The organism is Aestuariivirga sp. (assembly GCF_044238155.1).
Classification (GTDB): Bacteria; Pseudomonadota; Alphaproteobacteria; order Rhizobiales; family Aestuariivirgaceae; genus Aestuariivirga.
In genome coordinates this window covers 1-17,774 of sequence record NZ_JBIIDX010000066.1, presented here as the reverse complement: position 1 = coordinate 17,774, position 17,774 = coordinate 1, and the positions used below count along the sequence as shown (strand labels likewise).

Genomic DNA, 17,774 nt, shown 5'->3' with positions numbered 1-17,774 from the left:
TGCCTGAGCTTTGACTGCAGCCATGAAATCATCAGTAACAAGAACGGAAAGATTGAAGTTTTTGAGCTTTCCGGCTTGTTGCTTCACGGCAATGAATGCCTCGATATCTGGGTGATCGCAGCGCATTGTGCCCATCATCGCGCCACGTCTTGTGCCGGCAGACATGATTGTGCTGCACATTGCGTCCCAGACCTCCATGAAACTCACGGGTCCGGAGGCATCAGCGTCGACGCCAGCCACGGGCGCGCCTGAAGGCCTTAGCGTTGAAAAGTCATGACCGATGCCGCCGCCCTGCTGCATCGTCAACGCCGCCTCCCTCAGCTGCGTGAAGATACCATCGAGACTGTCTGGTATTCGGCCCATCACGAAGCAATTGAACAGGGTCACCTGTCTCGATGTGCCAGCCCCGGCGAGAATCCGGCCGCCTGGAAGGAATCTATATCCCTCCAGACAATCGTAAAATGACTGCGCCCAGCCCGTTCGGCAATGTTCAGGTTCGGCAGCTGCGGCAGCGTTCGCTACTCGCCTCCAGGTGTCTTCAATCGCCGTTTCCTCGATCAATCCATCTGGCGACCTGTAGCGATACTTCATCGCCCAGATTTCCCTTGCGATGGGGTCGAGCGCGGGCCGGCCCATGGTCATTTCTGAACCTCCGGTATTGGCTGACCTTAGCGCGCCCGTCACCGTAAGTCGAAAAAATGTTCTCTATTTGTGCTTTTCTGATCTGATCCAGCCTCGAGCACCAGCTTGTGCGTTTCGGCTTCAATGGCCGTCTCCAGGTTCTTCTGAAATGTCTTGCGGTCCAAGCCTGGCGATATGGGTCTGAGAAAAGAGATAACGATTGTTCCTGGCCGCCTGAGGAATTGCCGCCGTGGCCAAAAGAGGCCTGAATTGAGCGCAAATGGGACACAGCTCAGCCCTAGTTTTCCATAGAGCGCAGCTGCACCAGGCTTGTAGTCAGGCGGGTCTCCCGGCGATCGTCTTGTGCCCTCGGGCATGATAACAATTTGTCGGTTCAATGCAGCAGCTTCTGTTGCAGCATCGATCATCGACCGCAAAGCCTGTGTGCCAGAGGACCGTTCCACAGGGATCATCCGGAACTTGTAGATGAACCATCCGAAGAGTGGGATATAGGTGAGCTCCTTTTTCAGGACCATTGCCGGATCGTTCAGAAGCGGGAGGATTGCAAAGGTTTCCCAGAATGACTGGTGTTTTCCGGCGATGATTGCGCTCCCCAGTGGTATGTTTTCCCGTCCACGCACCTCCATTCGGATACCGGCAATGGTTCTCAGCCAGAAAAGCGAAGATTTGGCCCAGAACTGAAGAGCTCGAATTGACCATCGCCTGGGGGTGAAGAAGAAGCCAAAACCCAGAATGAGAAAAACAACAAGATTGAGGTAAAAAATGGCATTAAAGAGTGCTGAGCGCACATAAATCACGTCACAACTCCTAGTCGGCGCAAGAGTGTGACCCGTGCTGTGACCAGCGAGATGAGCGTCGCTGTGACGGGTACAAGAAATAGAAATCCGTATGTCCAAAGGGCAGACTCAGGTGTTGAAAACAACAAACTGCGGCTTGCTGCTGCCACTCCTGACTCTGATCCACCACCGAATAGGCCGAGTAGCAGGAAAGTCAGCAGACCAAGGCCTACTCCGAAAAAGCCAGCGATCATGCCTGTGCGCAGGAATCTTCCATCGATCTGGCGTGCGACGTAGCTGTCTCTTGCGCCGATGAGATGGAGAAGATCCACAATATGTCGATTGGCTTGCAAAACGGCACGGGTTGCAAAGATTACGATGGCTATTGCTGATGCTGATATTAGGACGAGTATTGAGTAGGACAAAACCATGAGAGCCCGCGCCATGCGAGTCAGCTCGGTCTCCCATTTTCGATGCGTATCGAGTCGAGCACCCTTTATCTTGGATATCTCCGCCTCGAGCACATCGACATCAGGAGGATTTTCAGTATCAGTGATGATGCGAATGAGGCGGGGTACTGGTAGGCCTTCAAGTGATCTTGTACCCAGCCATGGCTCAAGAAGGCGCGCGCTTTCGACTTCATCAAGCACTTCAGACTGCAACACGCCGGGGAATTGCGAGAGAACAGTTTGAGCCTTCTCAAGCTGTTGATTTATGTCTGTATCCCTGACAATCCGGAGCTGAACAGTCATTTCACGGGCTAAACTGCTGGTCCAGTTTGTTACGGCCCTGTCCACAAGAATGAGCGCACCGATTGCGAGGCAGGCAAGATAGCTCATCACGGTCATCGTGACGGTGAGCGACGTTAGGGAGGACGCAGAAGATGGAATGATGGAACCAGGTTTCATTGCAGCCTCAGGCTACCTTCCTCAAGATGAAGGACTGGTCGTTGAGCTTGCCGGATCAGGTTCCTGTCATGAGTTGCAATCACCATTGTGGTTCCAAGCCTGTTCAGTTCGAGGAACAGGTGAAGCAGTCGCTTGGCAAGTAATGGATCAACATTTCCAGTTGGTTCATCAGCCAGCAATAGCTGCGGCTTGGCAATTACTGCACGTGCAATTGCCGCCCTCTGTTTTTCTCCACCAGACAGAACGGGCGGCAACGACGTTGATTTCTCTGATAGCCCTACCCAGTCCAGAAGATCGAGGACATCGCGTCTGTAGGAGGATTCGGCCTTACCGGCGATACGCAGCGGCAGAGCAACGTTGTCGTAGGTTGAAAGATGGTCAAGAAGTCGGAACTCCTGAAAAACCACGCCGATCCGATGCCGGATTGGCGGCAGCATATGATGAGTCAGGTGCCCCACATCTTCACCAAAGATGTGAAGACTGCCACGGGTTGGGCGCAAGGCGAGAAACAGGAGTTTGAGGAGGGATGACTTTCCCGAACCTGAGGGGCCCGTGAGGAAATAGAAGTCACCGGGGTGAACGCCAAAAGTGACATCCCGCAGAATCTCGGGGCCATCTCCATATCTGAGACCGACATTCTCAAGCCGCAGCATGATTACACTTACCTTCCACCAACGACGTCTCGTTAAACCATCCGAGTTTTAACGATCTGTTAACCCTGCAGGATGTTATTTATAACTTATAATTGCGAATTTAAACCTTATCCCTCCGGCGTCTTGGCTAATGATTTTCTCTTGCCCCTCCTGCTCGTTTCCCAATGATTCTTCTCGCCGGGATCGAACGCGAGACCCGCTACTTGCCTGCGTCGCTTGTGGACATGCCTGGATTGAAGATCTGCCAGAAGAAAGGAAGGCGCCCATGAAAGAGGCAGCTCCCGCTCCAACCGTTGCACGAAATAAGACCTCCGAACCCGAAATCCGCAGGCTTTCTATCGCCGCACGCGATGCGAGACGACATTTTGCTGACCTGAGACGGCAGCGCAAACTGGCGTTGATCTCTTGGCTGGCGCTGGGCCTGTTTGCAGCCAGCCCCGTTGCTTGTGCGCTTGCATTTCCTGAACAGATCGTAGCCGCCGCGCCCGCCAGCCTCGATTTCTATCGCTTGATCGGGCGGGAGGTAAACATTTATGGGCTTGAAATCCGGGATATTGATGTTCAACACTTTCTTATGGACGGCAAGAAGGTCATTGCCGTGCGCGGTCAGCTCACAAACACCTCTTCCGAACAGCGCCGCATTCCCTGGCTGCGATTTGGCCTTCGCGGTCAGGACAAAGAGGAAGTCTATCACTGGGTCCTCAACACCGAAGCCCGCCCACTGAAACCAGGTGACTCAACAAGCTTTGTGACCCGGCTCGCCTCCCCGCCGTCCAGTGCTGAACACCTCGAAATTCGGTTTGCGCATATTGACGAAATCGGTTCAAATGACGGGTTATGACTGACCTGATGATTGATGGCTATCGAATCGGAATTCTATTCTCCGCCGAAAACATCGCGCAGAGAGTGCAATCAATTGCGATTGACATAGCGGCCCGAAGACCAAGAGAGCTTCTTGTCGTTCCGATCCTCAAGGGAAGCTTCGTTTTTGCAGCTGACCTCATTCGCGCCATGCACCACGCCGGCTTGTCGCCTGAAGTTGACTTCATGATCCTGTCCAGTTATCGCAAGTCAACGAAATCTGTCGGCCAAGTCACTGTGCTCCGCGACATTGAAGCAGATGTGCGTGGCCGCGATGTTCTCCTGATCGATGACATTCTCGAATCGGGACGAACGCTGGCCTTCGCCAAGGATTTGCTGTCGGCCAGAGGAGCTGCCTCCATCCTCACGGCCGTGTTGCTTCACAAGCCCGGCCATCTCGCCGCTCACATCACTGCTGATTTCGAAGGGTTCGTCTGCCCCGACAAATTTGTGGTCGGTTATGGCATGGACATGGCTCACCAGTTTCGTGAGCTTCCCTTTGTAGGCCATGTCATTTCGGCACAGAACGCATCAACCGAGGCCTGAGCCCAATAGGAACCCAAATGCAGCCACCACACTTCCCAGTAAAAAACCTGTGAGCACGGCCAGGAAGAACTCCCAAGATCTCAGTTCGCCTTGCGAACTGCGCACATGAGCAGCTGCCCTGACCGCAAAGCTTTCCAACTGTTCCCGCGGTAACTGTCTGATCGTCCACACTGTTCTCTTGTCCATTGCCACACCTCACATAGAGGCGATCAGCAATTTCCATGCCAGACGACACTATACAGCATTCTGCAGTTCTGGCCTGAAGAGCCGGGAACAGAAAGCCACCAGCTAACAAGATCCTATTCTGAAGTAATCGATTAGCTCACGCGAGCAAAATTCCCGAAATGGCGAGCACGGCGACCACAGAGACCCAGGCTCCGTAAAGGCCCAAAGGCTTTTTGAACCTACGGACCTCACTCAAAGCCGAAGTTCGTGACGAATTGACCAGAATCGCTTCCGAGGAGTCCTCTGGCGATGGCAGGAAAACCTCCGCGGCGCCAGATGTCGAGAAAAGTCCTGTTTCAGAATAGGTCGATGCGACAGCATCATATTCACCGCTCAAATCCGGTAAGAATCTTAATTGTTCCACCCAAATTATTTCCGACGATCGAGGAATCGCTCCCAGCAAGCTCTTGTCCAGTTCCTGCCTGTTCAGTAACCCGTGGATCATCAGCGGATCCCTCCACAGCCTCAACAAATCATGCTCAAGACCTAGAATGTCGATACCTCCAGGACGTAAGACATCCTCTTGCGATGTATCCGGGTTACTCTTCCGTTCCACTCTTGGGACCACCGATCCAGTTGGTTCTGATGTCTTCCCGCCTAACATAATTCACCTGCTGGAGAAGAACGTCTTTGACTATCTCAGCGCCCAGTTGCCGGTTTGCCTCAGCTGCAATCGCCTTGGCCAGGTTCTCAACATCCGGCTTCTTCAGGCGCCGGACATCAAAAGTCTCGGCAGTAAATATCTCCTGAAATGCCGCATCCTTCATGAATGGCTGAGGATCGATATTCTTCTCCTCCACCAGCGCCTTATCAGCCATGAATGCTAGCTCGATGATGAGGTATCCTTCCACGTCACCACCGCGGATGATAGGTACGCTCATCAAATCCGATGTATATTTGTCGAGCCCCTGATCAGGCAGCTGAGAGTCGCCTGCCTGGCCTACGAGCCCAAAGAAGCTGGCGGCATATGTCGAACCAGCAGTGACCAAGACAGTCCATATTCCTATCAGAACAAGTTTAAGCATCAGAACCTATGTCTTGGCATACCGATCTGTCTTCCCATATGTGCCATCCGACTCCGCCTCCCGGAGCGTGCCTATGATGATGTCGCTCACATCGCCCAGAGCAGCGATATGCAATTTCAGAAGTCGACTGTTCTCCTGAAGAACGCTGGACAGTTCGCGTATAAGTTTTTTTGCCATATCTGGCAGCAATGATGACTGATGCCCGCGCTGAGCTGCCATCAGCTCTCGCAGCGCATAATTCTTGCGGTCTGCAAACTCCGAATGGCTCACAGCTTCGTGACGTCTCAAAACTTCATTTTCACTGACAATCACATCGACAAGTCGTTGCAAAGACTGGATGAGGGCAGCATGATCTGACAACGCTGGTGCAGGAGGCAAATCGTTTTATCCCGAAAATGATTTTATTGATCCAACAGAAAAATATGGCCATTTCTGTTCGCCACGCAGTTGATCACTGCCATTCTCTGGTAAGAGCATGTCTGTTATTCCGATACCACCCGCTTTCGAATAAACACTGGCGAGCTGATCCGCTGCCATCGAACGCCATATGCCTGATGATGGACCATCTCCGAAAGCCCCTGATTCTGTGTCAGGCAGCAGTGTCTCAAAGAGATTACGCAGGACCAGCTGCTCAAATGCCTCATAAGGCTTTGGGTTTCGTAAGCCGGCCATGGTGCTATCTGTTGATTGACCTGTCAAACTTGGGATAGCCTCACCTAATTCCAGAGCCGAAGTATCCGATGAAGTTTTCAGTATCTCTGAAAAAGAATCTTGAAACTTATTCCCCAGCGCCAGCAGGCGCGCTTCTGCAAGGCGTTTCTGCGCTGGATCCGCATTGCGCATTACGTCAATTACAAAATCTGAAGATAACTCTACTGCCATGCAGACGTCTACTCCTCCTGATTGATACTCAAACACGCTTCACTTGTCTGGAGCTGATCTTGCATTTGAGATCCATTCCCAAAGCTCATGTCTATGCAGAGTTTGAGTGACTTGGACTTCGGTCATTCTGGCCTTTTCCTGCAGGAGTCTTATCCGTTCACTCACCTTGATGAGATCCAACTGGAGACATCTTTCTGTTGACTTTGCTCCTTCTACTTTGTGACTGATGTCAATCAGTCTATTCAAACTTCTGGTGTACATATCGCCCAAGGCTTCCGGATTTCGCTTCACTACTGCCTGAACCTCATGTTCTTCTGCTTGCAACTGGCAACGATACCGAGTTTGTGCTTGCATCTTAACCTCCAACCTTTGCAGTAGCATTCTATGGATTTCTGCGAGATTTCGCAGCCGCCTGACTGATTGCATCAGAAACCCCCGTTCTGGAGCCAATATCGATATGACTCGAGGAAAATGAAAAGCCAGTCTATCCAAACAAGGGAGGCAAGCATGAAGCCACCGAGAATTACCGCACCAGTGGTGGCATGATAGATTGAAATCTGCTGTGCAAAGCGGTTTGCCAAGCCAAGAGCGAAGTTGACGATAATTGCATAGGCAATAAACGGAGCTGAAAGCTGAAGGGCCAGACGCCATGCTTCTGCAATTGTGCCAAGCAGACTCCTGAAGTAGCCGTCAATTGGTATATCGCGACTTGGTGGAAGGGCATGATATGACTCTATGATTGCCTCAAGAAGCTCGATGTGCAGACCGACATGCATGATCAACATCACGGCTGCTACGGATGCCAGTGATGCCAATGGGGATCCGGTGTCTGTGTCCTCGAGGGGAATGCCAGGTATTCCGGCAAGTCCGATGAGATTGGCTGCTGCTGTTGCGGCGAACTGTAGAGCAAGGATGAAGCAGCGTGCCATGATCCCAATTGCCGACCCCGCCAGGATCTCCGACAAAAGTAGAAAGGGCCGGTCAGCTTGATCGGTCGCAGTCGCTACTGCCAATATTTCTGGCCAGATCAAGGGTGATAGAGCAGCCGTAATCGCAACTGCAATGATCAGTCTGACGGGCATGGACACACGGGGGCTTGAAAGCCCCGGTGCAAACATCAGACATGCGCCAATACGACAAAAAATGAGGATAAATATAAAAATCGTTTCAGATAACCCATCGTTCATGACAGAGAAGCCAGTACGTTTAGCCTGACTCCGCGTGATATTTCGATGTGGGAGAGAACAGGAACGGCTGGGAACAGCCGGTCAACAATCATGCGAACATATGGTCGGGCCTCTGGTGCAGTTACCAGTGTGAACTGTTCACCCTGCTCTACAAAACCCTTGATGGTATTCCCAAGTTCGGTGGCAAACTGTTCAATCAGCCGTGGATCGATATCAAACTCGACAACATCCCCTTTCTGGTCCCGCTTTAGACTCTGAAGGAATGAAATATCCCACTTGTTACCCAACCTGACGACTTTGACCACGCCATCTTGAGCCAAATCACCACAAATCTGTGCAGAAAGTCTCTGACGGACATGTTCGACAACTGCCTCTGGCTTTCGGACATGAGGAACAATTTCTGCAACAGCTTCAAGTATGAGATGCAAGTTACGGACCGAAACCCGTTCAGCTAACAGCAGCTTCAGAATAGCCTGAAGCCCAGAGTATGAAATGAGAGAAGGACAAATCTCATCAAGAAGCCTCTTATACTCCGGTTCGAGACGCTCTGTCAGTCCCCTAAGGTCCTTGTAGGACATCAGATTGCCCAAGTGGCTACGGAGCACTTCGGACAAATGTGTGAGCATAACAGACATTGGATCGACCGGCATAAAGCCATCAGCCCGGAGCTCGGCTCCGAAGACATCGGGGTACCAAAATGCCTCCATGCCAAATGCCGGTTCTCGGACCAAATCTCCTGGGAGGTCTGGCCTTGGCTTACCACCAGGAATTACCAACACTTCGCCCAGTCTGAGATCAAAGGTTGCCGTTGTTGTTCCATGAATGCGAATTGAATAGCTCTTTGGTGGAATTTGCAGATCATCGCTCAGCCGTATGTCGGGAATCACAAAACCAAAGTCCTGAGCGAATCGCCGCCTCATCTTTGCAACACGATGTGCAAGCTCGCCATGTGCGATCAGCATCGCGCCCGATATCTGTCGACCCAGGCGTAATTCGATCTCTGCAGTTCTCAGAAGCTCCTTGACTGAGTTGCGCTCTTCCTCCTGCTTTGCCGCCAGTTCTTTTCGGCGCTGGTCGTCCAGCATCTGAACTTGCGCTCGGTTTTGGCGGGTAATTCCAAGAGCGCCGCCAGCGACCACGGCTGACAAGAGCGCGAAGGGAATGAATGGCAAGCCTGGAACAAGTGCCAGCACTGCAAGAAGTATGGCCGCAACGACCAGCGCGCGGGGATAGCCGCCAAGCTGAGTAAATACGGCCTCCTGCGCAGCTCCCTTATTGCCACCTTTTGAAACGAGTAGCCCTGCTGCCAGCGAGACAATCAATGCGGGTATCTGGGTTACAAGACCATCACCCACCGAAAGTTTCGTGTACACATCTGCTGACTCGGAAAACCCCATTCCATGCCGCATCACGCCAATGATGATTCCGCCGAACACATTTACAGCCGTGATGATCATACCAGCGATGGCATCTCCCCGAACAAATTTTGATGCACCATCCATTGAGCCGAAAAATGCACTTTCCTGCTCCAACTCGGACCGCCGTCGCCGGGCCTCACGGTCGTCAATCAAACCAGCCGAAAGATCAGCATCGATCGCCATTTGCTTTCCTGGGATTGCATCCAGGGTAAATCTGGCGCCAACCTCTGCAATGCGTGATGCACCTTTTGTAATGACCATGAAGTTGATCGTTATCAGTATTACAAATACGATCACGCCAATAACAAAATCTCCACTCATCACAAGTTTTGAGAAGCCGCCAACCATATGACCAGCTGCCATTTCTCCTTCATGCCCATGAGTCAGTATGAGTCGTGTTGTTGCAACATTGAGGGCTAACCGAAGCATTGTTGCGATCAAAAGCACCGTTGGAAATGCCGAGAAATCAAGAGGTCTAGGAATCCAGAGGGCCACCATCAGAATTACGACCGACAGTGAAATCGAGAGGGCCAAACCAATGTCGAGTAGAAATGGCGGAATTGGCAGAAACAAGACGATCAGGATAGAAACGATTCCAAGGGCAAAGCCGATGTCACGATTTGCACCCAAAGCGGCTGACTCCATTGTGGGCGTTCTCGTCGTGTCAGTCATACCAAGATAGCTCCTGTCCAGTTTCCATTGTGGGGACTCAGCCTTGCCCGAGATTGCCTGATTTCAGCTTGAACGCTGAACCGCCGCGGTTTCATCACTCAGGTTATAAAATTGGTAATCACAGAGCCCGCTTGCGAATACTTAGCTCTGCGAATACATGTGTCATGGAAGTCCTGCCACGGCCATACGTGTCATGTCTGGAGGAGACTATGATCTTGGATAGTTCAGCCTGAGCCGATCGTGTTTCAAAATCCTGTTTCGATAAGACCGTAAATCTGTTCTGTAAAGCTCATCAACTGTGCTGCAGACATTGGTGCCAAAATTAGAAGTGCAGCAAATACCGCGAGAATCTTTGGAACGAATGTAAGTGTAGCCTCCTGGATCTGAGTCAACGCCTGAAAGAATGCTATAACTACTCCAACGACCGTGGCCGCCGCAACCGCAGGCCCAGATCCCAAGACCACAGCCCATAGCGCATCCTGGACGAGCTTCAGTGCGTCTGCTTCATTCATGATGAGATATACGATAGCCCTTGTTGAGAGGCAGTTCTTTTCCTGTCTCGAGTACGGCGGTCAACCCGCTCGCAGTGCTCTCGATACTGGTGACGATGCCAGAAATTGTCCCACCAAGATCACTCACTGTGCGACCAATCATTGCTGCAGACACCGTTGTATTTGTAGCAGCAATCAGTTGATCAATCTTTTCATTTAGCTTGATCGACTGCTCAACAGTCGAAAATGATGCCAGTTGCGATAGAGACTCGGAAGGATCCCGAGGGTTCATGGGATCCTGATTTTTCAACTGTGCTATGAATAGTTTGAGAAACGCATTATAGTCTATTGCTGTTTTTTCCTTTTCAGTGTGAGGAGTTACTGCGGGTTGCTGGTTGGCTGGCAAAAAACTGACGGCTGTCATCAGGCAGCCTCCTCTGCATTTGATGATGGTATTGCTACATGCTTCTCTTCGTCAAAACAATTTCTCAGATACCTCAGCGCATCGAAGTATCGGCCACTGGCGATTTTCTGATCCGCAAGATCGATCTGCTCAGTGACCTTGTTGTCAGTCACACTCTGACGAGCCCTATGGGATAAATGTTTATAGACCTCCAGAGTCATATGTGCGTTTGCTGGATCCATGAGCATTGTCTGCGTAACAAAGTACAGCTCTTTCAGGGGTGTTGTGGCTTCATCTGGCTGCATGACGTGATTTTCAAGAAGAAATGTCACATTGTTCAGGAATTCGAGAGATGTTCGCCTGTCAACCCGAAGTACTGCACCATTCACATAGAGTTTTTCACCGCGCTTCAAATGAATGAACATGATCTTGCTTTCCAAGCCCTCTTCTGATCGTCTCTGAAACCTCAATCAGAGCCAAGAAATCATTGACACGTCCCTGTCGAATGTCCTCTGCTCTTCGTAAAATCCATATTCCTATTGAAATAAGCCCCGCTTTCAGCGCGTCTGGAAGGCCGTTTCCTTGATCTGCAAGATCCTCCAGCAGAATTGTCCATAATCGATTGACGAACAGAAGAGCTTCCACTGATTCCCGTGTGCCACGACCTAGTTCCTGAGCCAGTCGAAGCTTGGCGATTGCAGTATCAAACGCCCGACGCTCGTTCTCCCGAATCTGGTCGGTCGTGTCTTCGAGCATTGCAATATAGGTTGCTTCATACATATCAGCCATTCTCCATTTCTCCCGCCGTGTCACCTGAGGTACGACAGAATACTCAATCGACCCAGTCGACTGGTGAGTGCATAGGAAGCCTCGAGAGTCGACATGACTAGATTTGTTCTGGTTGCAACGTCGAATAGATCTACACCTTCTAAGTCCTGTATGGCCTTGCTGAGCATTGTTTTCTGAATCGAAAGTTGCGCTCTGGCGGACTCTAACGTCTTTTGACCGCTGCCAATCAGCGCTTGCTGCTCTTCGACCAGCAATTGTCCTTCAGAAACGACACCAAGCGCAATATCTACTGCTCTACTAAAGGCTGCGTCATTTACGGCGCTCGATCCAAGAACTTCGATGACTGAGAATGAGTAAGCTAGCTTTTGTGCGAAGTCTGAGTCAGCTGTAGCCAGGACACGCGTTGACTGTATTGAGGACAGACGTATTGTTGGGCTGAATTCGGTAGCATTTGACCATGCTGCTCTCCAATTGTCCCCAGAAAAGAGCTCTTCCATTGCGCCAGTAACGAATTCAAAAAGCTGATCTGAGCTTAGTTGAGCTGCTGCTGGATTGCTGGGCTCAAACCCAAAGGAATCTTGAAAAGCTGAAATTATGCGGGCTCGCGGACCGGAGTGATAATCGTTAATTGGACTTATGTCCGAATTCTGGCCTGAGAAAAGGTACTCGCTATTATAGGTTGTCGCCAATAAATCACGAAACGCCTGCAACGATGCCTGAGCGGCCTGAGTGCTGATCACGCGCCCAGTTTCGGATGTTTTACCGACGGTCAGTGTGGAGCGGAACCGCTGGGCCAAATCACTCAGTGCGGTAAGTGCTGTCTGCGTAACCTCGGCTTTTACTGATGATTGACTAAAAATATCTCCTTGGATGAGTGTATCTTGTAGCGCAAGTCGGAGTGCTGCGGAATCAGCTGTTCTCGTTCCAAGCGCCAGTCCGATGTCGGCATGCCGTCCTGTTGTGGTTTCTGTCTGAAGGCTGGAGAGACTTTTTTGTGCTGTACTAATTGACTGACGCGCTGGTTGCAACAACATGTGCGAAGGGATCATCTCAATTCCAGCCATCAGCTTACTGCCTCGAGAAGGGATGCAAGCATCGCATCAACAACAATCAGGACGCGTGAAGATGCCTGAAAACTTTTCTCTAAGTCCATTAAAGTAGCCATTTCGATATCAATGTTCACGCCGGTAACTCGTGCCAGAGCGTCGGATGTACGTTGTGCAGCTGCTTGCGATGCATCGACAGTGGAACTCATGTTTTGTCGCGTTGCTTCTATCCAAGATATCGACTGTAGGCTTAGTGTCCTGACGGATACATCTCCGCCGATGCCTGCACGAGCTTCAAATGGCTGTATGAGATCTATCGAATCGACCAGTTCGGCGATACGTGACTGAAAGCCTGGATAGCCAGCCGTGTTTTCAATGTAATCCTCGCCGCCGAAGCCCCCATCCCGAAGAAATGAGAGTTTACCGCCTAGATCAGGATCAGCCAGCTCGTTAATGCGAAGCCTTCCGGCTAAACCTTCATTGCGCTCGGCAAGCGATGGTACCGATCCATCCGCCCTGAACAGACCCTCGGCAGGCGGAAGACTCACCGCAGATGGTGGGCCATTCTCGGAGAAGGCTCGGACTAGCCCCGCAGCAATTTCGTCAAACTGTTGTGAGACCTCCATAGCTATTGAATCTCTCAGCTTTGCATATGCGGCGATCCGACCATTTGAAAGCGCCATCGGTGCAGACGCACCCGTAACCGCTACCCCATCGACTTTTACAGTTGAACTATCCGACTCCGACTGAGGAGTCGTTGAATTAGTGACTATGACGTCGCGCGGAGATCCTTCAAAGAGTGTAACACCACTTTCAGTATATATGACGATATCATTGTTTGTTCTGATTACTGTGCGAATGCCGATTTCCTCGGAAATCAACTTCAATACTGAGTCCCGCTGGTCGAGACTCTCCATTAGTTCGTCGGGTGTTCCTTGTCCTCTGACAACACTATCGTTCAAAATCTTGAACTGGTCGAGAAGACTGCTTAATTGCTCTACTGATGAAGCCAGTCCTTTACTGGCATCGTTGCGAATTGCATTAATTTCTTGAAATCCACTATTTAACCTTTGGGCGATCTCCTTTGCGCTACGGAGTACATCATGGGACAGCGCAATGCTTGATGGAGTTGCTTCAAAGCGTTTGAGACTCTGTTGTAACCTGCTGATCGATGAAGCTACTGATAAATCACTCTCCGGATCTCCAACCAGGGCGCTCATTCTATTCAATCCAGCGAGGAGTATCTCATGGCCAGCTGCGGAGCTTTCAGCTGTCAGTAGACGATCGAGAAGTTGCCGATCTGCATTCCGGCTGATGCGTGCGACAGCGGGCATGCCAGAGGGCAGAACGCTGATGTCTGCGCTCCGCCTGACATAATTATCATCGCCGGCAGATGAGACATTTCGCGCGACCAGCGCAGACTGAGTCGTAGAGACCGACAAACCTGCTATAGCATAGTTAAGAGCAGAAGAGAGAGCAGCCATCTGTGGGGCCTCATGCCGCCATTTCTAATGGTCAACGCTTCAGGTTGACGAGAACATCCATGAGCTCAGCGCCTGTCTGGAATACCTTTGAGTTTGCAGTGTATCCTCGCTGGGCATCGATCATGGAGGTAAGTTCACTTGCCAGATCGACAGTCGATTGTTCGAGCGTTTTGGACAGGATTGACCCAAGGCCATTGGTCTGAGCAAATCCGACGGTCACGATTCCAGATTCTTGGTTTGGCGAAAAGACATTTCCTGCCATGGGCTTGAGAAGATCTGCGCTTGTCACCTGACCAAGGGGTATTCTGTACATGGGTATCCTGGTGCCGGAGTTGTAGGTTGCGTAAACATAACCGTCTTTTGAGTATTCGATATCGTAGGGATCACCCGCCGGTGTTCCGTTTACGCGAGCCGATATTACAGAATAGGGAGCAGCAAGTTGTGTCATCTCCGCTATATTGAGACTGAACTCAGCACCGCCTGGAATAGAAAACACGATCTGTGTCGGCTCACTCTCGTCAAGTGCACCGTTCACGTCAAAGACGAGGGTCTCACTCAGTAGGGGGTCTGCGCCATAGGGAAATCCACCACCTTCGGCAGCATCGGCAGAATTGAAAATCGTCATTTCCCAAGTGCTGTCGTCTGTCTTGGACAGGAAGACATCCACCTTTACGACGGCTCCTAGCCGATCATATGTAAGAAGCGAAGACTTTGAAGTATAGGTCGAGTCAGTGTTGTTCATCGACGGAAGCTCTGCAGGGTCGAGAGCAGCCGCTGTTGAGGGAACATTCGCAGTAAACGTTCCAGCAGTCGATGGCGATGCAGACATTGCTGCGGCTGTCAGATTAATGGGAACCAGCCCATCATAGCCATTCACGGTGAAACTCAGCTGCTCTTGGGTGAGCTTGAAGCCCATGAGAGAGTAACCCGCCGAATTCACGAGGTCTCCACTGTCATTCTTTACAAATGATCCGGCACGGGTGAGAAAGGGTGCACCTGAGGGGTCAGATACTATGAAGAAACCAGGTCCACTGAGAGCAAGATCACTTGTAGACGAGGTGCTCATAAGGCTTCCCTGCGCGGAAATATTGTATTTTGTTGATGCTAGAATAGCTCCGCATTCGTATGATGTTGGGGAATTAGAGAGTACAAGGCTTGAGAATTGACAGGAAGCAGATTTGTAGCCTGTCGTGTTCACATTTGCCACATTATCCGCAACCACGGACAAGCGACTTGCCTGTGCATTCATGCCGGACGTGCCGGTGCGCATGACGCCGTATAAACTCATTAAAAGTTGATCTCCAGCTGCTCAAGCGTTAATGTAAATAGTCTTTCTTGTGCAGGACTTATGATCAATCGTTGGATATCAACTCTTGCAGAACCGGCGTGCCCCACTCGTCCACGTGCCGAAACCAGAGCCGACCAGATTCCGGATTACTGCACAGATGTAACGCTTCTGGGCCGGATCATTATCAGGTCCAGCATGATAGCGCGCAACAGCCATCGTCCAACTCCCTTCCCGCGCCCTAAGTTGCCTTAAAAACCGCGCCGCATAACGTACATTTGTGCGCGGATCGAGCATCGCTGCAACAGAGCTAAACTCAGAGCTGTGATAGAAATGATTCACTTGCATACACCCAAGGTCAATCAACCTCTTTCCGGCTCTCTGTGCTTGTTTAAAGGCAATGATTGCTTCAGTTTTTGACTCGAAGAAACTGCTTTTGCCCTCGATGTTCAGGGCATATGGATGAAGTGTACCCTTACGTCCCGACTCCGTCATGCCAACTGCATAGAGAATACCAAGTGGCACATTCTCCTCAGTTGCTGCAAGCGCCATTTCTCGCTCGCAACTCTGCAGCGGTTGAGTTGCCGCAGCTGATGCTGTTGTGCTAGACCACAACGCCCAGAATAGCGCTCCTGCTCTGAGGTTCATTGTCATCTTCCCTTCGACTCATTGAAGGGAATGCCAGTTCTTGCTTGTCTGGATTTGACCTCTTGTTCATACCAGACATAGAGCCGCTAAAGGTTCCTGGACCCCCATAAAGATTCGCTTCTAGCTGCGATGACCGCGCAGCGTACTCGATATCATCCCGAACCTCAATGTTGATGACTGTAGTCGTTAGCCCTTGGCTTGACCCGCTGAGCTTCTCCGTAAGTGTCGAAATATCCGCCTGAAGCACATTTGCTGTCGAGACCTTTTCTACCTCTATGTGTACTCGCAAGCCAGAAAGCGTTCTCCTGAGCGTTATTTGCACCTCGCCCAGATCCTCTGGAATCAGATTCAATTTGAAAATCCGATGAGCACCTGGCTGTATCGTGATCTTATCATCATCAAAAACTTTTTCGCCTGTTTCTGTAACAGTCCCATTCCGTCTAGAAGTCTCGTCGTGAATTCGAGAAACAATCTGAGTCGTCGGCGATGAGAACAGAACTAGTGGGCTTGGAGAAGATCCCAGCTTGATCTCATCTGTATTCATTACTGGTGATTCAGGATCGAACATCTCACTGTCAAAAGACTCAACTAACCCCGCCATCGTATTGACTACCGATCTGTCAGTTTGCTTCCTTTCACCATAATGATTGAGTTCACTGCGGCTGCCAGCGTCTTCGTCCATCACATTTTGATGTCCATCGGCATTTTTATCAATCTCAATGCCTGCGGTCGCCCCGTTACTGGAACAGAAATGGTCCGCAATATGCGGCAGAACATCTTCCATGGCTGCCGCATCATCGCTCGATGACACAGGATTGCCAGATGATAGCATCGGCTGAGCGAAATTGACTAAAAGGGACAACTGCCCCAAGAACGCAGGGTAGGCATTTTTTGAAGTGGCTTGACTAGAGAAGCCATTAACTGCTCTAGTTGTGCACTCCATGGCAGGATTAAATTGCATGGACAGACTTGGGTCGGTCACCAAAACATCAGAACTATTTTCTGATAGGCACGGCTCTTTATCATCTTCGCTATCCACAGAACGTTCTGATATCATCGCCATGAACAGCGATTCATCTTGATTAGAAAACTCGTTGCCGGCCGTACGTGTGGCGGTATTTGTGGCTTCTAGTGCGTATTTTGTGATGTTTGTCTGGATCATGATTTTGCCTGTTGTAGCAGTCGACCGACATCTTCCAACATCTTATCCGCGTCGACTTCCAATGGACTAGGCGCTGACGGTGGTAGATTTCTGATGACGGAATACTTCGTTGGTTGATTTATGTCTTTGGCAATACTCAGTGCGGCAACAAGCAGAGCTTGATCGTCAGGCTGCAGATAAGTCTGATTGATCGACTGTAATTGCGCGAATGCCATCTGCCCATTCTTGGTCGCTATACTGAAGATTGACCCATAAAGACGGGAAATATGATCGTCCGCACTGTCTGCAGTGGAAATGTCCTGTAACCGAGTTGCGGCATAATCTGTGATTTCAACTTGGCTGGCACGCGCGGCTGCTCTCGCAAGCGTTCGATAGGCTGATGGCTGAACCTCTGTAGGCAAGCTTGACAAGAATACTCCAAGCTTGACGAGATCAGGCTTTTGTTCATGACCTGACCATGAGACAAACTTATGCATCAATTCCATGTAGAACTGCCGCGCAAACAGCGAAGTCGAAAACCGCCGTTGATATCTTTCCAATCTTCTCCAGAACATATACTCATTACCAGCATCTGCGTGAGCTAAAGTTGATCTTCTCAGCGCGGATTCCTCAATCAGTGTGCCTGGCATCGAAGAAATGGCCACTGAAAGAAAGTATTGATGCGCCGGCGA

22 protein-coding genes and 1 pseudogene are annotated in these 17,774 nt (G+C 50.7%); 2 read left to right on the top strand and 21 right to left on the bottom strand.

Annotated elements, in window-relative coordinates:
* The 4 genes from ACILRN_RS08730 to ftsE form a co-directional block, all read right to left on the bottom strand.
* Positions 1 to 642 (bottom strand): ribonucleotide reductase N-terminal alpha domain-containing protein (locus ACILRN_RS08730; protein ID WP_395687409.1); only part of this gene is annotated, 642 nt, incomplete at its 3' end.
* 38 nt (positions 643 to 680) lie between these two features.
* Complete coding sequence (locus ACILRN_RS08725; RefSeq protein WP_395687407.1) at positions 681 to 1,439, bottom strand: lysophospholipid acyltransferase family protein; 759 nt, start codon at positions 1,437 to 1,439, stop codon at positions 681 to 683.
* Positions 1,436 to 2,326 carry a cell division protein FtsX gene (locus ACILRN_RS08720; RefSeq protein WP_395687405.1) on the bottom strand — a complete coding sequence of 297 codons (891 nt, stop codon included), beginning with the start codon at positions 2,324 to 2,326 and terminating at the stop codon, positions 1,436 to 1,438. Before ACILRN_RS08720 ends, ACILRN_RS08725 begins: the two co-directional genes overlap by 4 nt.
* Positions 2,323 to 2,979 carry a cell division ATP-binding protein FtsE gene (ftsE, locus tag ACILRN_RS08715; RefSeq protein ID WP_395687402.1) on the bottom strand — a complete coding sequence of 219 codons (657 nt, stop codon included), beginning with the start codon at positions 2,977 to 2,979 and terminating at the stop codon, positions 2,323 to 2,325. Before ftsE ends, ACILRN_RS08720 begins: the two co-directional genes overlap by 4 nt.
* A 265-nt stretch (positions 2,980 to 3,244) precedes the next feature.
* On the opposite strand from ftsE, the gene ACILRN_RS08710 reads away from it, so the two are divergent.
* Both ACILRN_RS08710 and hpt read left to right on the top strand, forming a co-directional pair.
* Positions 3,245 to 3,820 (top strand): hypothetical protein, encoded by a 576-nt coding sequence (locus tag ACILRN_RS08710; RefSeq protein ID WP_395687400.1) that lies wholly within the window; start codon positions 3,245 to 3,247, stop codon positions 3,818 to 3,820.
* Positions 3,817 to 4,386 (top strand): hypoxanthine phosphoribosyltransferase, encoded by a 570-nt coding sequence (gene hpt, locus ACILRN_RS08705; RefSeq protein ID WP_395687399.1) that lies wholly within the window; start codon positions 3,817 to 3,819, stop codon positions 4,384 to 4,386. The genes ACILRN_RS08710 and hpt overlap by 4 nt, the downstream gene beginning before the upstream one ends.
* 322 nt (positions 4,387 to 4,708) lie before the next feature.
* On the opposite strand, the gene ACILRN_RS08700 is transcribed toward hpt, so the two are convergent.
* The 17 genes and pseudogenes from ACILRN_RS08700 to ACILRN_RS08620 form a co-directional block, all read right to left on the bottom strand.
* The gene (locus tag ACILRN_RS08700; RefSeq protein ID WP_395687397.1) at positions 4,709 to 5,056 is read right to left on the bottom strand and encodes a hypothetical protein; all 348 of its coding nucleotides are present in this window, start codon (positions 5,054 to 5,056) and stop codon (positions 4,709 to 4,711) included.
* A gap of 94 nt (positions 5,057 to 5,150) precedes the next feature.
* On the bottom strand, positions 5,151 to 5,636 hold the full coding sequence (locus ACILRN_RS08695; protein ID WP_395687395.1) for a hypothetical protein: 486 nt from the start codon (positions 5,634 to 5,636) through the stop codon (positions 5,151 to 5,153).
* Positions 5,637 to 5,642: 6 nt separating this feature from the next.
* Positions 5,643 to 6,014 (bottom strand): hypothetical protein, encoded by a 372-nt coding sequence (locus tag ACILRN_RS08690; protein ID WP_395687393.1) that lies wholly within the window; start codon positions 6,012 to 6,014, stop codon positions 5,643 to 5,645.
* 6 nt (positions 6,015 to 6,020) lie between these two features.
* Positions 6,021 to 6,518 carry a rod-binding protein gene (locus tag ACILRN_RS08685; RefSeq protein WP_395687391.1) on the bottom strand — a complete coding sequence of 166 codons (498 nt, stop codon included), beginning with the start codon at positions 6,516 to 6,518 and terminating at the stop codon, positions 6,021 to 6,023.
* A 39-nt stretch (positions 6,519 to 6,557) separates the two neighbouring features.
* Positions 6,558 to 6,872 carry a hypothetical protein gene (locus tag ACILRN_RS08680; RefSeq protein WP_395687390.1) on the bottom strand — a complete coding sequence of 105 codons (315 nt, stop codon included), beginning with the start codon at positions 6,870 to 6,872 and terminating at the stop codon, positions 6,558 to 6,560.
* A gap of 71 nt (positions 6,873 to 6,943) precedes the next feature.
* Entirely contained in the window at positions 6,944 to 7,705 is a 762-nt protein-coding gene (locus ACILRN_RS08675; RefSeq protein WP_395687388.1) for a flagellar biosynthetic protein FliR, read from the bottom strand.
* The gene (flhA, locus tag ACILRN_RS08670) at positions 7,702 to 9,795 is read right to left on the bottom strand and encodes a flagellar biosynthesis protein FlhA (protein ID WP_395687386.1); all 2,094 of its coding nucleotides are present in this window, start codon (positions 9,793 to 9,795) and stop codon (positions 7,702 to 7,704) included. Before flhA ends, ACILRN_RS08675 begins: the two co-directional genes overlap by 4 nt.
* A gap of 245 nt (positions 9,796 to 10,040) precedes the next feature.
* Positions 10,041 to 10,307 (bottom strand): flagellar biosynthesis protein FliQ, encoded by a 267-nt coding sequence (fliQ, locus tag ACILRN_RS08665; RefSeq protein WP_395687384.1) that lies wholly within the window; start codon positions 10,305 to 10,307, stop codon positions 10,041 to 10,043.
* Positions 10,300 to 10,710: a flagellar hook capping FlgD N-terminal domain-containing protein gene (locus ACILRN_RS08660; protein ID WP_395687382.1), complete on the bottom strand. Its 411-nt coding sequence runs from the start codon at positions 10,708 to 10,710 to the stop codon at positions 10,300 to 10,302. Before ACILRN_RS08660 ends, fliQ begins: the two co-directional genes overlap by 8 nt.
* Complete coding sequence (flbT, locus tag ACILRN_RS08655; protein WP_395687381.1) at positions 10,710 to 11,114, bottom strand: flagellar biosynthesis repressor FlbT; 405 nt, start codon at positions 11,112 to 11,114, stop codon at positions 10,710 to 10,712. Before flbT ends, ACILRN_RS08660 begins: the two co-directional genes overlap by 1 nt.
* Positions 11,089 to 11,478 (bottom strand): flagellar biosynthesis regulator FlaF, encoded by a 390-nt coding sequence (flaF, locus tag ACILRN_RS08650; protein ID WP_395687379.1) that lies wholly within the window; start codon positions 11,476 to 11,478, stop codon positions 11,089 to 11,091. Before flaF ends, flbT begins: the two co-directional genes overlap by 26 nt.
* A 20-nt stretch (positions 11,479 to 11,498) precedes the next feature.
* Entirely contained in the window at positions 11,499 to 12,542 is a 1,044-nt protein-coding gene (locus ACILRN_RS08645) for a flagellar hook-associated family protein (protein ID WP_395687377.1), read from the bottom strand.
* Positions 12,542 to 14,008, bottom strand: a complete 1,467-nt coding sequence (flgK, locus tag ACILRN_RS08640) for a flagellar hook-associated protein FlgK (protein WP_395687375.1) — start codon at positions 14,006 to 14,008, stop codon at positions 12,542 to 12,544. Before flgK ends, ACILRN_RS08645 begins: the two co-directional genes overlap by 1 nt.
* 31 nt (positions 14,009 to 14,039) lie before the next feature.
* Positions 14,040 to 15,278: a flagellar hook protein FlgE gene (locus ACILRN_RS08635; RefSeq protein ID WP_395687410.1), complete on the bottom strand. Its 1,239-nt coding sequence runs from the start codon at positions 15,276 to 15,278 to the stop codon at positions 14,040 to 14,042.
* Positions 15,279 to 15,374: 96 nt separating this feature from the next.
* Positions 15,375 to 15,947: a transglycosylase SLT domain-containing protein gene (locus ACILRN_RS08630; protein ID WP_395687373.1), complete on the bottom strand. Its 573-nt coding sequence runs from the start codon at positions 15,945 to 15,947 to the stop codon at positions 15,375 to 15,377.
* Entirely contained in the window at positions 15,898 to 17,103 is a 1,206-nt protein-coding gene (locus ACILRN_RS08625) for a flagellar hook-length control protein FliK (protein ID WP_395687371.1), read from the bottom strand. Before ACILRN_RS08625 ends, ACILRN_RS08630 begins: the two co-directional genes overlap by 50 nt.
* Positions 17,100 to 17,774, bottom strand: a pseudogene (locus tag ACILRN_RS08620) (hypothetical protein); the annotation flags it as partial. The pseudogene ACILRN_RS08620 and the gene ACILRN_RS08625, both read right to left, overlap by 4 nt.

What these genes read in the sequence shown, in the direction of transcription:
- flbT (WP_395687381.1), bottom strand. Translation starts at nt 11,114, where the DNA reads ATGTTCATTCATTTGAAGCGCGGTGAAAAACTCTATGTGAATGGTGCA.
- ftsE (WP_395687402.1), bottom strand. Translation starts at nt 2,979, where the DNA reads ATGCTGCGGCTTGAGAATGTCGGTCTCAGATATGGAGATGGCCCCGAG.
- ACILRN_RS08685 (WP_395687391.1), bottom strand. Translation starts at nt 6,518, where the DNA reads ATGGCAGTAGAGTTATCTTCAGATTTTGTAATTGACGTAATGCGCAAT.
- hpt (WP_395687399.1), top strand. Translation starts at nt 3,817, where the DNA reads ATGACTGACCTGATGATTGATGGCTATCGAATCGGAATTCTATTCTCC.
- flhA (WP_395687386.1), bottom strand. Translation starts at nt 9,795, where the DNA reads ATGACTGACACGACGAGAACGCCCACAATGGAGTCAGCCGCTTTGGGT.
- ACILRN_RS08695 (WP_395687395.1), bottom strand. Translation starts at nt 5,636, where the DNA reads ATGCTTAAACTTGTTCTGATAGGAATATGGACTGTCTTGGTCACTGCT.
- ACILRN_RS08645 (WP_395687377.1), bottom strand. Translation starts at nt 12,542, where the DNA reads ATGGCTGGAATTGAGATGATCCCTTCGCACATGTTGTTGCAACCAGCG.
- flaF (WP_395687379.1), bottom strand. Translation starts at nt 11,478, where the DNA reads ATGGCTGATATGTATGAAGCAACCTATATTGCAATGCTCGAAGACACG.
- ACILRN_RS08700 (WP_395687397.1), bottom strand. Translation starts at nt 5,056, where the DNA reads ATGATCCACGGGTTACTGAACAGGCAGGAACTGGACAAGAGCTTGCTG.
- ACILRN_RS08660 (WP_395687382.1), bottom strand. Translation starts at nt 10,710, where the DNA reads ATGACAGCCGTCAGTTTTTTGCCAGCCAACCAGCAACCCGCAGTAACT.
- ACILRN_RS08710 (WP_395687400.1), top strand. Translation starts at nt 3,245, where the DNA reads ATGAAAGAGGCAGCTCCCGCTCCAACCGTTGCACGAAATAAGACCTCC.
- fliQ (WP_395687384.1), bottom strand. Translation starts at nt 10,307, where the DNA reads ATGAATGAAGCAGACGCACTGAAGCTCGTCCAGGATGCGCTATGGGCT.
- ACILRN_RS08675 (WP_395687388.1), bottom strand. Translation starts at nt 7,705, where the DNA reads ATGAACGATGGGTTATCTGAAACGATTTTTATATTTATCCTCATTTTT.
- ACILRN_RS08630 (WP_395687373.1), bottom strand. Translation starts at nt 15,947, where the DNA reads ATGACAATGAACCTCAGAGCAGGAGCGCTATTCTGGGCGTTGTGGTCT.
- ACILRN_RS08635 (WP_395687410.1), bottom strand. Translation starts at nt 15,278, where the DNA reads ATGCGCACCGGCACGTCCGGCATGAATGCACAGGCAAGTCGCTTGTCC.
- ACILRN_RS08720 (WP_395687405.1), bottom strand. Translation starts at nt 2,326, where the DNA reads ATGAAACCTGGTTCCATCATTCCATCTTCTGCGTCCTCCCTAACGTCG.
- ACILRN_RS08680 (WP_395687390.1), bottom strand. Translation starts at nt 6,872, where the DNA reads ATGCAAGCACAAACTCGGTATCGTTGCCAGTTGCAAGCAGAAGAACAT.
- ACILRN_RS08625 (WP_395687371.1), bottom strand. Translation starts at nt 17,103, where the DNA reads ATGATCCAGACAAACATCACAAAATACGCACTAGAAGCCACAAATACC.
- flgK (WP_395687375.1), bottom strand. Translation starts at nt 14,008, where the DNA reads ATGGCTGCTCTCTCTTCTGCTCTTAACTATGCTATAGCAGGTTTGTCG.